The sequence below is a fragment of the Actinomadura rupiterrae genome (assembly GCF_024172125.1).
Classification (GTDB): Bacteria; Actinomycetota; Actinomycetes; order Streptosporangiales; family Streptosporangiaceae; genus Spirillospora; species Spirillospora rupiterrae.
Map to the genome: position 1 here is coordinate 207,869 of NZ_JAMZEA010000004.1, position 14,172 is coordinate 222,040.

The 14,172-nt window shown below is 68.9% G+C and carries 13 protein-coding genes; 8 read left to right on the forward strand and 5 right to left on the reverse strand.

All coding sequences use genetic code 11. The features are described from left to right. Positions 1 to 53 precede the first annotated feature (53 nt). From FHU30_RS13940 to FHU30_RS47050, 7 genes are all read left to right on the forward strand, one after another. A complete protein-coding gene (locus FHU30_RS13940; RefSeq protein WP_253875726.1) occupies positions 54 to 1,394 on the forward strand; it encodes a pilin in 1,341 nt (446 codons plus the stop codon). Positions 1,395 to 1,837: 443 nt separating this feature from the next. After that, positions 1,838 to 2,944, forward strand: coding sequence for a TrbL/VirB6 family protein (locus FHU30_RS13945; RefSeq protein ID WP_253876868.1), 1,107 nt, complete (start codon positions 1,838 to 1,840; stop codon positions 2,942 to 2,944). Continuing rightward, positions 2,944 to 3,897 carry a PrgI family mobile element protein gene (locus FHU30_RS13950; RefSeq protein WP_253875729.1) on the forward strand — a complete coding sequence of 318 codons (954 nt, stop codon included), beginning with the start codon at positions 2,944 to 2,946 and terminating at the stop codon, positions 3,895 to 3,897. Before FHU30_RS13945 ends, FHU30_RS13950 begins: the two co-directional genes overlap by 1 nt. After that, entirely contained in the window at positions 3,894 to 5,633 is a 1,740-nt protein-coding gene (locus FHU30_RS13955) for a VirB4 family type IV secretion system protein (RefSeq protein WP_253875731.1), read from the forward strand. Before FHU30_RS13950 ends, FHU30_RS13955 begins: the two co-directional genes overlap by 4 nt. Then, a complete protein-coding gene (locus FHU30_RS13960; protein ID WP_253875732.1) occupies positions 5,630 to 8,020 on the forward strand; it encodes a type IV secretory system conjugative DNA transfer family protein in 2,391 nt (796 codons plus the stop codon). Before FHU30_RS13955 ends, FHU30_RS13960 begins: the two co-directional genes overlap by 4 nt. Beyond that, a complete protein-coding gene (locus FHU30_RS13965) occupies positions 8,017 to 8,901 on the forward strand; it encodes a replication-relaxation family protein (RefSeq protein ID WP_253875734.1) in 885 nt (294 codons plus the stop codon). Before FHU30_RS13960 ends, FHU30_RS13965 begins: the two co-directional genes overlap by 4 nt. Beyond that, a complete protein-coding gene (locus FHU30_RS47050; RefSeq protein WP_253875737.1) occupies positions 8,898 to 10,172 on the forward strand; it encodes a C40 family peptidase in 1,275 nt (424 codons plus the stop codon). The genes FHU30_RS13965 and FHU30_RS47050 overlap by 4 nt, the downstream gene beginning before the upstream one ends. Positions 10,173 to 10,265: 93 nt before the next feature. Here FHU30_RS47050 and FHU30_RS13975 read toward each other — a convergent pair whose 3' ends face one another. Together FHU30_RS13975 and FHU30_RS13980 are read right to left on the reverse strand one after the other, a co-directional pair. Continuing rightward, positions 10,266 to 10,676, reverse strand: a complete 411-nt coding sequence (locus FHU30_RS13975) for a hypothetical protein (RefSeq protein WP_253875739.1) — start codon at positions 10,674 to 10,676, stop codon at positions 10,266 to 10,268. After that, a complete protein-coding gene (locus FHU30_RS13980; protein ID WP_253875742.1) occupies positions 10,676 to 11,038 on the reverse strand; it encodes a hypothetical protein in 363 nt (120 codons plus the stop codon). The genes FHU30_RS13975 and FHU30_RS13980 overlap by 1 nt, the downstream gene beginning before the upstream one ends. Positions 11,039 to 11,070: 32 nt before the next feature. On the opposite strand from FHU30_RS13980, the gene FHU30_RS47650 reads away from it, so the two are divergent. Beyond that, entirely contained in the window at positions 11,071 to 11,466 is a 396-nt protein-coding gene (locus tag FHU30_RS47650) for a C40 family peptidase (protein ID WP_372503901.1), read from the forward strand. 10 nt (positions 11,467 to 11,476) lie between these two features. On the opposite strand, the gene FHU30_RS13985 is transcribed toward FHU30_RS47650, so the two are convergent. The 3 genes from FHU30_RS13985 to FHU30_RS13995 all read right to left on the reverse strand — a co-directional run bounded on the left by FHU30_RS13985 (position 11,477) and on the right by FHU30_RS13995 (position 14,166). Next, positions 11,477 to 12,250, reverse strand: a complete 774-nt coding sequence (locus FHU30_RS13985) for a transposase family protein (RefSeq protein ID WP_253874200.1) — start codon at positions 12,248 to 12,250, stop codon at positions 11,477 to 11,479. Between the two features lie 252 nt (positions 12,251 to 12,502). Beyond that, on the reverse strand, positions 12,503 to 13,246 hold the full coding sequence (locus FHU30_RS13990; protein ID WP_253875744.1) for a hypothetical protein: 744 nt from the start codon (positions 13,244 to 13,246) through the stop codon (positions 12,503 to 12,505). Beyond that, positions 13,243 to 14,166 (reverse strand): hypothetical protein, encoded by a 924-nt coding sequence (locus FHU30_RS13995; RefSeq protein ID WP_253875748.1) that lies wholly within the window; start codon positions 14,164 to 14,166, stop codon positions 13,243 to 13,245. The genes FHU30_RS13990 and FHU30_RS13995 overlap by 4 nt, the downstream gene beginning before the upstream one ends. Positions 14,167 to 14,172: the final 6 nt, after the last annotated feature.

The window sequence follows — 14,172 nt, forward strand, 5'->3', positions numbered from 1 at the left end:
AGCCGCTCTCTAGACCGGTCCCCGAGACGTGTCCCCGTCCTCGGGAGCAACAGATGGGCTCTACCCCTCCGAATCTCGCCGGCGGCGGCTCTCCACTGGACGTCGCCGAGGCCGCCTTCCGCCTCCTGGCCGAAGTCACCGACTGCCTGTCAGCTGGCGCGTGCCTTCCTGGCCTGGAGGCGGACGGGTCGTCGCTGCTGGAGGTGCGTGAGCTGCTGTGCAGCCCGGCCACGGACAATGCGACGCGGGATCTGGTGTGGCGGGAGCTGGTGTTGCGGGCCCGCCGGGACGGGGCTGTCTGGACGATGGTCGCGGTCGGGATGTCGCTTCCCGCGCTCCGGTCGATCGCGGGGAGGCTGACGCGGGGTTACGCGGCCGGGGATCCTGCCGACATTGACGCGGAGGTGCTGGCCGGGTTCCTCACCGCGTTGCCGACGGTGGATGTGGACCGGCCGAACGTGCGGCCCCGGCTGTGTGAGGCGGCGCGAAGGGCCGGAATGCGCGCCCGGCAACTCGCCGAGGCGTCCGCCTGCCGCCGGTTGCCGTTGAACACCTCGCAGATGCCGCGGGTGCCGTGGTCGCATCCGGATTTCGTGCTGGCCGACGCGGTCGCCCAAGGGGTGGTGTCAGACCTGGACGCCGAGCTGATCGGCCGTACCCGGCTGGAGCGCCGGACGCTGGCCGAGGTCGCGGCGGAGTTGGGGCTGAGCACCGAGGCGGCTAAGAAGCGGCGGCAACGCGCCGAGCCGGTGCTGTGCTCGGCGATCCGGTCCGGGCAGGTCCGTGCCGGGTTGTCCCCGACGATCGCCTGGCGGTCCCCTGGAACGGGTGAGGGCGCTTGCGTCCTCGCCCGTCCGGCCGCGAACGGTCGGCGAACACGGACGCGCGACGGTACGGACCGCGCGAGGTCCGCTGCACCAGGCCGTCCTCTCCCGCGAAGCGGAGCCTCGACGCCCGTGCGACGCTCCACACCGGGTGACCGTTCCTTCCAGGACAGGCCGGGGCCGCGTCGTCCCGTACCCGCCCGGCACTCGAGGCGGCGAAGGATCGCCCTGCGGGCCGTCCTGGTGCTGGCGTGCGTCGCGATCGTGGTGCTGTCGGCCACGCTGGCAGCGCACGCACAGGTCCTGTCCGGTCCGCCGTCGAACCAGCAGGATCCCAAAGAACGGCTGGGCCAGATCATCGACAACCTGCGGACGTGGCTGGTCGGGTTCCTGGTGGGGCTAGCGACGTTGATGGCGACGTTCGGCGGCCTGCGTTACCTGCTGGCCGGGGGTGATCCCGGCGAGGTCGCCAAGGCGAAGAACTCCCTGCGCAGCGCGGCCATCGGCTACGGCATCGCGGCGCTGGCCCCGATCCTGGTCGACGCGCTCAAGAAGATCGTCGGGGCGTGACCATGACCACGACGCATCGCCCCCGCTCCCGCTGGCCTCTGTCCCGGAGACCCCGGTCGCTCTGGACTCTTTCGCACCGGTCCCTTCTGCGGCTCATGGGACCTCTGGCTCTCTCGGCGGTCCTCGGACTGACGGTCGTCCCGCATCTCCATCCCAAGCCACATTCCGAGCCCGTGTCGTCGTACGAGCCGCCCATCCCCTCACCTGCGCCCGGTGGAGCGCCGGAGCCACCGCCGAACCGTCCGGACAGTCCCTCCCCGCGCCCGGCACCCGGACCGGCTCCGACGCCTCCGGGAGGCCGGCCCTCCTCGCCCGGCGGCGCCTCCGATGGAGACACACCATCGCCGGACGACAAGAAGTGCGACCCGCTCGACTACCCCTGCAAGATCCAGAACACGATCGATGACTGGTTCGTCTCATTCGCCCGGTCGGCGGTCAAGACCGTGTTCGACGGGATGGGCGACCACCTGATCCACACGCCGCGGGTGGACCGGATCCCCCGGGCGCGGCAGGCCTGGCAGCAGGCGTTCTGGATCGCCGACTCGTGCTTCGTGCTGCTGGTCATCGCGGGCGGGCTGCTACTGATGGGTCACGAGACCGTGCAGACGTCCTACTCGGTCAAGGACGTCGCGCCGCGGCTGGTAGTGGCGTTCGTGACCGCGAACTTCAGCAGCGAGATCATTGGCGGGAGTGTCGGATTCGCCAACGCGCTGGCGGCGGCGATCATCGGGCCGGGCGCCGACCCGGACGTGGCGGTGAAGGTGCTGGGCGACCGCCTGAGTCATCACATCCGCTCGGGGTCGATCTTCCTGGTGATCCTGGTGCTGGTCGCGGCCTTCCTGGGCTGCATCCTGGTCGTCACCTACGCCGTACGCGTCATGATCCTGCTGGTGCTGCTGGTCGGCGGACCGCTCGCGCTGGCCTGCCAAGCACTCCCCCAGACCGAGATGGTCGCGCGGATCTGGTGGCGTGTCCTGGTCGCCGTCCTGCTGATCCAGGTCGTGCAGTCGCTGGTCTTCCTCATCGCGCTCCAGGTCCTGTTCACTCCGGACGGCTCGCGGGCCTTCAGCGACAAGGGCCAGCTGTGGGACATGGTCCTGGTGATCTGCCTGCTGTACGTGCTGGTCCGCGTCCCGGTCTGGGTGTGGCACATCGTCGTGCAGGGCGCGGCCCCGCGCAGCCCGGCTGCCCGTTCCGGCACCTACATGTACGTCCTGTACCGGCTGCACCGCACGCAGCGGACCGCGCGCGGCGCCCGGCGTGCAGCTCGCGGCCGGGGTCGACCGGCCGGCGGGCGCGGCACCGGCGCGGGCGGCGACGGCAGGCAGCCGCGCCCGGTCCCCTACACCGCGCGGCCTCACGGATACCAGGGTCATCCGATACCGCATCAACCGCGGCCACGACCCGCGGGGCAGCCTGGCCCCCCACGACAACCACGCCCCTCCGGCCAGCCGCGGCCAACCATCCCGCCGCAGTCCCAGCCACCTTCTACGCCACCGCCGACCAGAGCCAGCATGCGGACGCAACCGGACCCGCGGAAGAGATCGTGATGCGCGACGACACCCGCGTGCTGATTCCCGCCGACCTGGAACGCGAAGATCGCCTGCTCTGGGGACTGAGCGCACGCCAGTTGGCGATCCTTGCCGTCGCCGCGGTCGTGGCCTGGCTGCTGTACGGCCTCGCCGCCCGGCTCGCTCCTGAGGCGGTCGCGCTCGCGGTCGCCGCTCCCCCGCTGGCCGCCGGGTCGGCGCTGGCGTTGTTCCGCCGCGACGGGGTGGGCCTCGACCGGCTTCTGCTCGCGGCGTGGCGGCAGAACCGCACCACGCGGCGCCAGGTATACGCGCCCGAAGGCGTCCCGGCGCCGTGCGCCCTCGGGCCGGACACCGACCAGCCACCACCCGGCGTGCTGAACTTGCCGGTCCGTTCGGTCCGCGGAGACGGCGTGCTCGACCTGGGCGCCGACGGGGTCGCGGTCATCGTGGACTGCTCGACCATCAGCTTCGCGCTGCGCACCGACGAGGAGCAGATGGCGCTGGTCGCGGCGTTCGGGCGCTGGCTGAACTCCCTCACCCACCCTGTCCAGGTCGTCGTCGTGGCCGAGCGCATCAACCTGCGCCCGGCGATCGAGCGGCTGCGCGCCGACGCGCCCGGCCTGGCGCACGCCGCGCTGGAGCGGGCAGCGCTGGAACACGCGGCGTTCCTGGCGCGGCTGGGTTCCTCCCGTGACCTGCTGCGCCGCCGGGTCCTGCTGGTGCTGCGCGAACCTTTCGAAAGCGGCGGCCACGACGTCGCGGGCGCCGCCGGGCGGGTGCTACGCCGCGCCGAGGACGCCTGCCATGCCCTGGCCGGCGCGCAGGTCATCACCCGCATCCTGGACGCCTCGCAGACCACCGCCGTGCTGGCGGCGTGCCTGGACCCCGACATGCCGCCTGGCCTGACAGATCTCGCCGCGCCCGGCGATCCCGTCACCGGCTCTCGCCGTTTCGAGGAGGACCAGCTGTGATCCGCCTGAACCGCCGCCCCGCCGAACCATCGCCGGTGCCGTCTCCGGCGGTGGAGGTCGCGCCCCGGCACCTGTGCCTGGACGGCTCGGTGTGCACCTCCCTGGCCGTGGTCGGCTATCCCCGCGAGGTCGGCCAGGGCTGGCTGCAGCCGCTGCTGACCTACCCCGGACGGCTGGACGTGTCACTGCACGTCGAGCCGATCCCGCCGCTGGTCGCCGCCGACCGGCTGCGGCGTCAGCTCGCCCGGCTGGAATCCACCGGCCGCGCCGACGCCGAACACGGTCGCCTGGCAGACTTCGAGGCTGAGGCAGCTGCCGAGGACGCCTACGAACTGGCCTCCCAGCTCGCGCGCGGACAGGGGCGGATGTTCCGCGCCGGGCTGTACCTGACCGTCCACGCCCCCACCCTGGGACGGCTGGAGATCGAGGTCGGGCGCGTCCGGACCCTGGCCGCGTCCCTGCTGCTGGACGCCAAACCCGCCACCTTCCGCACCCTGCAGGGCTGGACCACCACCCTGCCGCTGGGCACCGACCGGCTGAGGCTGCGCCGCGCGTTCGACACCGCCGCGCTGGCCGCCAGCTTCCCCTTCACCTCCCCCGACCTGAACACGGAGATCGGCAAGCACCCGGTGCTGTACGGGGTGAACGCCGACTCCTCCTCCCTGGTGATGTGGGACCGGTTCGCTCAGGACAACCACAACTCGGTGATCCTCGCCCGTTCCGGGGCGGGCAAGAGCTTCCTGGCCAAGCTCGAGGCGCTGCGTAACCTGTACACCGGCGTCGAGGTCGCCGTCATCGACCCCGAGGACGAGTACGGGCGCCTGGCCCGCGCTGTCGGCGGCGTCTGCCTGCGGCTCGGCGCTCCCGACGTGCGCCTCAATCCTTTCGATCTGCCGTCCCGTCCCGAGCCCGACGCGCTGATCCGCCGGGCGGTGTTCCTGCACACGCTGATCTCGGTGCTGTTGGGCGAGTCGATGGACGGTGGGACCAAGGCCGCCCTGGACCGGGCGATCATGCGCACCTACCGAGCGGCCGGAATCACCCCCGATCCGCGCACCTGGCGACGCAGCCCGCCGCTGCTCCGCGACCTTGCGAGCACTCTGGCAGCCGATGGCGACGCGACAGCCGGTGCCCTGGCGGACCGGCTCACCCCGTTCACCGAAGGCAGCCACCGCATCTTGTTCGACGGGCACACCACCACGCGCCCCGACTCCCATCTGATCGTGTTCTCGCTGCGCGACCTGCCCGACGAGTTGAAGGCGGTCGGCACCCTGATGACTCTGGACACGGTGTGGCGGCGCGTGTCCGACCCACGCCACCGCCGCCCTCGACTGGTCGTGGTCGACGAGGCGTGGCTGCTGATGCGCGACACCGAGGGCGCGAAGTTCCTCTACCGGATGGCCAAGGCAGCCCGGAAACACTGGGCCGGGCTCGCGGTCATCAGCCAGGACGCCGCCGACCTGCTCGGCTCCGACCTGGGCCAGGCAGTCGTCGCCAACGCCGCCACCCAGATCCTGCTCCGCCAAGCCCCGCAGGCCATCGACGCGATCGCCGAAGCGTTCGCCCTGTCCGACGGCGAACGGCAACTGCTGCTGGGAGCCGAACGCGGACACGGCCTGCTCACCGCCGGATCCCAGCGGGTGGCGTTCCAGGCCATCGCCTCAGACGCCGAAACCCGGCTGGCCACCACAAGCCCGGAGTTCCTGGCCGGGCTGGAGGAGGACGCCCCCCTGTGAACACCGATCCCTGGTTCCTGCTGGAGATGCTGCTGTCCTGGCTTGCAGCGCACTATCTGATCGCCTGCCCGGTGCTGGCCGCCGCCGCACTGGCCCGCTTGGGCGTCGTCCGCGCACGATATCGGCGGATGGCCGTCGGCAGCCGTTGCGTCGAGATCGAGCCTCCGCCGCAAGCCGAGCTGGCCAATGCCCAAGCGTTGTGGAGCAATCTGATGGGGTTGCTGCGTCCGGCCTGGGCTCGGATATTGCTCGGCCAGCCGCACTTGTCGTTCGAGTACACCTTCGATGCGCGTGGAATGCGGATCCGGCTCTGGGTGCCCGGCAACGTCCCCGATGGCCTGGCCGAACACGCCATCGAGGCGGCGTGGCCGTCCGCACGCACCACCCAGGTCCCCGGCAAGGACGGCGCGCCCGTCCCGGTGGACGCATGGAGTGCCGGCGGCTGGCTGATCCTGGCTCGCGGTGAACACCTGCCGCTGAGGGACCGGCATGACACCGACCCACTGCGCGCCCTGGTCGGCGCGGCCTCTGCGATGCCGCACGGCCAGCACGCCTGCGTGCAGATCCTGGCGCGCCCCGCGACCGGCCGTCGCCTGTCGGCCTTCGACCTGCTGGCCATCGAACCCTACGCCCGCGCCCTGCTCACCTTGTTCGAGTCCCCCGACCGCCGCCGCACCCCGGCACCGGTCACCCGTACCGTGAGCGACCGCGCCGACCAGATCAGCCAGGCCGCCCAGGCCCGCTCGGCCGCCGACAAATCCGCCCAGCCCCGCTATGCGATCGCGATCCGGTACGCGGTCACCACCGACCCCCCGGACGGACACGCAACGGCCGGGATCGAACAGGCGCGCCGTAACGCGATGGTCGGACGCGCGCACGCCATCGCCTCGGCGTTCGCCCTGTACTCCGGCCACAACCGGCTGGAACGCAGGCGGCTCCGCCGAGCCGCCCACTGCCTGAACACGCGCCGCCTGGGCCGCGGGCAGCTCGTCTCGGTCAGCGAACTGGCCGCCCTGGCCCACCTGCCCCTCGACACCACCGTCCCCGGCCTGAAGCGCGCCGGAGCCAACCGCGTCGCACCTTCCCCCGTCATCGCCCACCACGGACCGAACACCAAGCCGCTCGGCGACGCCGACGCCGGACCAGCGCGCACCGTCGGTCTCCGGGTCGCCGACGCCGTCCACCACGTCCACGTCATGGGCCCCAACGGCACCGGCAAGTCCACCCTGCTCGCCAACATGATCCTCGCCGACGTCACCGCCGGACGCGGCACCGTCGTCATCGAGGCCAAAGGAGACCTGATCACCGACCTGCTCGGCCTGCTCCCCGAGGAATGCGCCGACCGAGTCGTCCTGGTCGACCCCGACGACCCCCATCCCCGCCCCGCCCTCAACGTCCTGCAAGGCGGCGGACGCGGCGACGACGTCGCGATGGCCACCGACAACCTCGTCGGGATCTTCCACAAGATCTACGCGGACACCTGGGGGCCCCGTACCGACGACATCCTGCGCGGCTGCTGCCTCACCCTGGCCGCGCGCGGCGGCACCCTGGCCGACATCCCCGCCCTGCTCACCGACCCGCTCTACCGCCGCCGCCTCACCGCCGGGCTCCCCGACCCGCTGCTGCGCGGCTTCTGGACCTGGTACGACAGCCTGTCCGGTCCCGCCCAGGCCCACGTCACCGGCCCGATCATGAACAAGCTGCGCGCGTTCCTGCTGCGCCCGTTCGTCCGGGACATCCTCGGCTCGGCCCGCTCCACCTTCGACCTCACCGACATCCTGGACGGCGGCGTCCTGCTGGTCCGGCTCCCCAAGGGCGTCCTCGGCGACGACACCGCACGCCTGCTCGGCTCCATGATCCTCGCGCAGGTCTGGCAGGCCGCCGCGCGCCGCGCCCGCCTTGGGCAGACTCGCGCACACGCCGCCGTCTACTGCGACGAGTGCCACAACTTCTTGACGCTGCCGCATGCCCTTTCCGACATGCTCGCCGAGGCCCGCGCCTACCGCGTCTCACTCACGCTGGCGCACCAGTACCTCGACCAACTTCCCCGCGGCCTGCAGCAGGCGGTCTCCTCCGACGCCCGCAACAAGCTCTACTTCGCGCTGTCCCCCAGCGACGCCACGACCCTGGCCAGCCATTTCCGGCCCGTCCTGACCGCGCACGACCTGGCCGGCCTGGACGCCTACCAGGCCGCCGCCCGCCTGGTCGTCAAGGCCGCCGAGGCACCCCCGTTCACGCTCGGCACGCGCCCTCTGCCCTCACCCGAACGGGCCCGCGCCGACCAGATCCGCGCCGCCGCCAGCGCCGCGCATGGCCGCCATATGACCAATCCCGCCCCGCGGCCCGACGACCCCCGGCTCAACAGCACGGAAGGACCCGACAGGTGACCAACCGCCGCAACAACCCCGCCGTCCTGGCCTCCTTGGCCGCCCGCATCACCAGCCGTGACCGGTACGTGCTGCGCATGGTCTGGGAACACCGCGTACTGACCGCCCCCCAGATCACCGAACTGGCCTTCGAGTCTGACGGCACCGCCCGCAAGAGGCTGCTGCGCCTGCACGACATGGGCGTCGTCGAGCGCTTCCAGCCCAACCGGCCCGTCGGCTCGGGATCGGCCCCGTTCCACTACGTCCTCGGCGAGACCGGCGCGGCGATCCTGGCCGCCGAGGACGGCGTCGAGTTCGCCGCGTTCGGATACCGCCGCGCCAGCGTCCTGTCGATCGCCTACTCACAGCGCCTGGCCCACACGCTCGGAGTCAACGGCTTCTTCACCAGCCTGGTCCACACCTCCCGCCACGCCCACGCCAGCTCGCTCGCCGCCTGGTGGCACGAACGTTCCTGCGCCAAGCTCTGGGGCCGGCACGTCCGGCCCGATGCCTACGCCCGATGGATTCAGGACTCCGACACGCTGGACTTCTTCCTCGAGTACGACACCGGCACCGAAACCCTCGACAAGGTCGCCCGCAAGCTCAACGGCTACGCCGACCTCGCCCGCGCCACCGGGATCACCACACCCGTCCTGTTCTGGCTCCAAGGCCCCCGCCGCGAAGCCAACCTCCGCGCCCGGCTGACCACCCACCCGGCCGCCCACGACCTGCCCATCGCCACAGCCTGCCGCTCGGCGCTCATCCATCCCGAGGACGAAGCGCCCGCCGGACGCGTCTGGTTCCCCCTCGGCACCGGTGCACCCCGGGTCCGCCTCGCCGCACTCGCCACCGAATGGCCCCACCTCCACCGCACCACACCTGCCCCAACGCAAACGTCGTGATCGTCGCCGCCGGAACCGGCTTCAAACTGGCCACCGCCGGGGGCTTCCTGCTGGGCGGTGTCGCCATCGTCACCGGCGCCGCCTCCAGCGGGACCCACCTCAGCGACCTCGCCCACCAGCCCGACACCGTCGCCACCATCTGCGACTACGCCGGCTCCGGCCCCACCGGATCACCATCCGGCGCCCCCCGTGGCACCGCTTCCGGCGGCCTTGGCCTGGATGCTGGCCAGCTCTCCAACGCGCGCGCCATCATCGACACCGCCAATCAACTCAGCCTGCCCGACCGCGCCGCCGTCATCGCGATCGCCACCGCCCTGCAGGAATCCGACCTCGGTCACGACCTGACCGGCGACCACGGCACATCCTTCGGACTGTTCCACCAGAAACCCACCAGCGGCTACGGCACCCGAACCCAGATCCTCGACCCCCACCACGCCGCCCGGGCCTTCTACGCTCGCCTGACGCACCTCGACGGCTGGCAGCGTCTCCCTCTCACCCAAGCCGCCCAGGCCATCCAGAAGTCGGCCTCCCCCGGCGCCTACGCCCACCAGGAGGGCCGCGCCACCCAGATCGTCCGCACCCTGTCCTCCGCGCCCGGGCCCCCGGGCACCTTCCCCACGGACGACATCAAGGACCGGATCACCACCGGCCTCGTCCTCACCGCCGCCCGAAAACTCCCCCGCGACCAGGCACTCACCCAGGTCACCGGCTCACTCGGCGATTCCCCCAACAAACCCGGCGCCGACGCCGTCGCACGGCAGTTTCAGGACGACGCCGCCCAACTCTGCGCCGAACTGGGCGCGGACACGCCGGATCGGCCCGGAAACCTGACCGGCTCCGGCCGCGGGGTCATGGCCATCCGCGCCGCCATGAGCCAACTCGGCGTCCCCTACTCCTGGGGCGGGGGCGGAACCGACGGCCCCAGCACCGGTACCGATCAGGGAGCGGGCACCGTTGGCTACGACTGCTCGGGCCTCGCCCAGTACGCCTGGGCCAGGGCCGGAACCTCCATCACCCGCACCACAGACACCCAATGGCACGACGGCCCCCACATCCCGCGCGACAAGCTCCAGCCCGGCGACCTGATCTTCTTCGCCACCAACCCCAGCGACCCCGCCACCATCCACCACGTCGCCCTCAACTTCGACGGCCAGCGCATGGTGCACGCACCCCAGACCGGCCGCACCGTCGAGATCACCCGCTGGACCGGCAATCCCTATTACGAGTCCCAGTACATAGGCAGCGTTCGTCCCCAGACCGGTCATCGATGAATTCCCTTCGACCTCCGGCCGACCGAGCGCGGGGAACTCTCAAAGCCGTGCCTTCACACGGCACAGTCCTGGAAATTCACGCCCGGGCTGGAATTAACCGGGCGTGTTGGAACTGAACTCGGCCGACGGGTACGTGAGCGGAGTATAGCCCGGCACATCGAGCTTCCACGTGTCGCCCGCGCGCGGAGCGAGAAGAACGTGCCACTCGTTTGAAAACACCATCAGATGATGGCCATCATCGAATATCAACCATACCAGCGGCCTCGAACCGATCAGGGTCTCCAGGTCCTGCGAAGGAAGCTTGGCGAAAGAAGTCGTGGCAGCGCCCGTCTCCGGCCCGGACTTCTTGTACGGCAGCGCCGTGGACTCGAAGGAAACCCCGCGATCGAGCTGGATGACGAAATGCGGGCGGATCTCGAGGCGCCTCACCAACAGGTCCCTGAAACGCATGATCTTGCGGTCTTCAAACGTTTCGTAGTACAGGTACTGCTGACCGTCACTCACTAAGAACCCCCTTCCGGCTCCGGCTTAGGTACCGGCTCTCCATCAGGGAGCTTTTCGATGAGGTTTCCGACACTATCTTCAGTCGGCTCTCCATTGGGCATTTCGGGGTAGACCTCCCCGGTTTCGGGGTCTACGTACATGTCGGGTTTCTTACTCTTTCCAAGGCTCCGCCATTTCGGCGGGCCATCCTTGACCTTATGGATGGCATCCTTGATCTCCTTGCGGGTTCGGTGCAGCTTCTCCGCCAAGTCGTTCTCATCTTTCGTCAACCTCCTGGGGTCAGGAGGGTTTGACGAATAATCCTTCCACTCCCGAAGTACACTGTCGTCGAGTTCCGCCTGGAGGATCCTGACATCCGGCACATTGGCCGCACCAAAGGGTGACTGAACTGATGATGTGGCCGGCAAGCACTCCCGCTGTGATTCCGGTGACCGTTTTCAGAAGCTGGCCGGAGACTTGGGCCTGCTCGGGCCTCGCTCAGGACGCCTGGGCCAGGGCCGGAACCTCCATCACCCGCACCACAGACACCCAATGGCACGACGGCCCCCACATCCCGCGCGACAAGCTCCAGCCCGGCGACCTGATCTTCTTCGCCACCAACCCCAGCGACCCCGCCACCATCCACCACGTCGCCCTCAACATCGACGGCCAACGCATGACGAGTCCCAGTACCACAGGTTCGCGACAACGCCGATACCAGCAGATCGCTCCATCTCATCAATCGATACAACGCGGTCGGGACTCACGGGCATTCATGGGGAACAGGATAGATGGGCGGCCCGGACTATGAGCCTTTTCCATCACGGGGCGAGGGCGGCCTCGCGGTTTTGTAGGACGCTGATGGCCTTGGCGAGGTGGCCGGCGCGGTAGGGGCAGCAGCGGAGCTTGGTGAGGATCTTCCATGACTTGAGCTGGGCGTTTCCGCGTTCACCTGGTCCGCGGAGCTTGGCGTGGGCCCGGTTGGCTTGTTTCTGGGAGGCGGGCTTGTTCCTGCCCTTGTAAGGAACGATGATCGCGGGACCGGCGCCGACGTAGCCCTTGTCGGCCAGGACCGGCAGCCCGCACGCTGCCAGGGCGCGGATGATTCCCCAGTTCCGGGCCGCTTTCAGGTCGTGGATCGAGCCGGGTACCGCACCCGACACCCACACGATCTGCCCGTACGGGCCGGCAATTACCTGCAGGTTCACGCCGTGCTTGTGATGCTTGCCCGAGTAGAAGAGCCGGTCGGCGCGGAGGCGGTCGGTCGCGATGAGAGTGCCGTCCAGGATCAGATGTCCCAGCCCGTCTTTCTTCGCCCTGGCGAGTGTGGTGCCGAGCTTGGGTGAGCGGGCCGACAGCCAAGCCACGACCTCGTTCACATACCTCCACGCGGTCGTCGTCCCGACCCCGAAACCTGCCGCGAGCTGCGCGAACGTATCGCCCTTCTTCAAGTATGCGAGCGTCATCAGCGCCTGCTGCCCCGCGTTCAAAGCCCGGCCCTTGCTCTTCAGCTTCGTCCGCTCCCGCCGGACGAGACCGGTCAGGTAGTTCAGAGTCGAACGCGACAACGGCAGCGAAGCACGATAGAAAAGCACGTGAAACCTCTGGTTGTGGGGGGCGGAGGTCAGAGACCCCTCTCCTACCAGGGGTTTCTTCACCTCCACGGCCAGCCACGCCGCCCGCGATCATGCTGTGATCAGCAGCCTTGAAGAGGCTGCTGGAAAAGGTTCTATGTACCTGCCATGAATCGCCAGGCTCCGGTCGCCAAAGCTGCGCAAAACCCTGCCGCCTCGACTATTACAGTTATCAGATCCACTGTCGCCTCATCAGCGGGGAAGCTGCGGCGCCTATCTCATCCCGGAGAAGATGGAACGCGCGATGGACACCTCCTGGTCGCGGGATGGCGCGAAGGGCAGAGGCGTTCCCGAGATCGATCTTCCCGAAGCCGCGCCCTGGAGGCCGTCGGCGCCCTCAAGGGTGATGCTGATCCAGACGTTCTTTTGGCGGGCGCAGATGAAAGCGCCGCCGACATTGTACTTGGAGCGGGCACTCCCAGTACCTTGAGGAAGATCATTCTGTTTCATCCAGAACGTGAACGCTTCATCACCCAGACCCGTGAGGTTCTCGGCACGACCGGTTTCCGCAGCTCCTTCGCCTGACGCCGGGCCGGGATTGCCGCTCAAGCCTTTCCGTTGACCAAGAATCCAACTTTTAGCTGCGGCGATACTTTTCTCTCGCCTGACCGAGATCCTCAGTATCCTGATGTTCTTCGCGCCGACGCTGACCCAGTAATAGGATTGATTGTTTCGAAAGTCCGTTACATCTCGTCCTGGCTGTCCAGACTTTATATCCGCGGGGATGGAACCGATCGCCAGGTTGAAGACGTCCGGGAGTTCGGTCGCCAGGCCCTCTTTGTCGGTCGGCGCCCTAGGCGGAGGGCTGGCGCCGATCAGGGCCCAGTCCGGCGCACCGCCGGACGGCGAAGGCGTGGGGGGCCCGTGGGAGGTGTCGTCCGACTGGGCGGAACACGACGCGGCGGACACCACCAGAGCGGAGAGAAGTGCATACCCGAGGCGCAGCTTGCTGCTCATTTGGGAACCATCAGGAGGAACAAGGCGATGTCACCCGCGATGGGACCGATACTCTTTGCCCTGCCCATGGCGCTTGTCGCGTTCCGGAGATTCTCGATGTCTCCGAGCGCGGTTCCGACCGTATTGGCTTTCCCGCTGAATTTCTGCAGATCGGCTATTACGGAGTTGAGGTCGACGCCAGACTTCGCGAGGGCCTTCTTCTCCGCCTCCATCTGCTGCTCTAGATTCTTGGCCAACTGGTCGGACGCGGTCTTGGCCGGCCCCGAGAGGAGTCCGTTCGGATCCAGGGTGCCCGGGATGCCGGTTCCTTTCGTGTAATAGTCAAGCCCCGCCATCAGGTACTGCTGGTACAGGACCAATTCCGTGGCGGTCTTGAGGCAAGCCTGATCAGCGTCTTCTTTCTTCTGTACGATCCACCTGAGCATCGCCGCGTACTTGGCATTGGAGACCTGGTTCCCCGGGATCGGGGATGCCGGAACCTCGGGGTGCCCCACACTCGCCCCGGTGACGAATTCGCCAGCGCTGATCCCTCGCTGCCAGGCGGAGTCGATATCACGCTGAATGGTAGCGAGTCCACGAGCCAGGTTGTTGATGACTTTCGCCATACCCAACAGGGTCTTGTGAAAACCGCTCATCAGTGCCGCGTCCTGGCCGAACGACCTTTGGAACTCCCGCGCCGATATGGCACGCCACGTGTCGTTGTCCGTGGCGACCAGAGCGTTGACGTAGCCTACTTGTCGCGTGATCAGAGGGTTCGCGCGCCTCACAAAATCCTGCAGTCGGTGCGCGAGATCATCGAGGCCCTTGTAGTCGGCCGTGATCTCGTGCCCCCAGCATTGCGGGAGTGAAGGCAGGGTCCCCGGGGCCGGCTCCTCGATCTTGAGAGGATTCGGGAGTGGCTCCTGCTCGTGATTACCCATCGGCGG

Bases quoted from the DNA above. Each gene is read 5' to 3' on its own strand.
- FHU30_RS13940 (WP_253875726.1), top strand. From the start codon at position 54: ATGGGCTCTACCCCTCCGAATCTCGCCGGCGGCGGCTCTCCACTGGAC.
- FHU30_RS13950 (WP_253875729.1), top strand. From the start codon at position 2,944: ATGCGCGACGACACCCGCGTGCTGATTCCCGCCGACCTGGAACGCGAA.
- FHU30_RS47650 (WP_372503901.1), top strand. From the start codon at position 11,071: ATGTGGCCGGCAAGCACTCCCGCTGTGATTCCGGTGACCGTTTTCAGA.
- FHU30_RS13990 (WP_253875744.1), bottom strand. From the start codon at position 13,246: ATGAGCAGCAAGCTGCGCCTCGGGTATGCACTTCTCTCCGCTCTGGTG.
- FHU30_RS13995 (WP_253875748.1), bottom strand. From the start codon at position 14,166: ATGGGTAATCACGAGCAGGAGCCACTCCCGAATCCTCTCAAGATCGAG.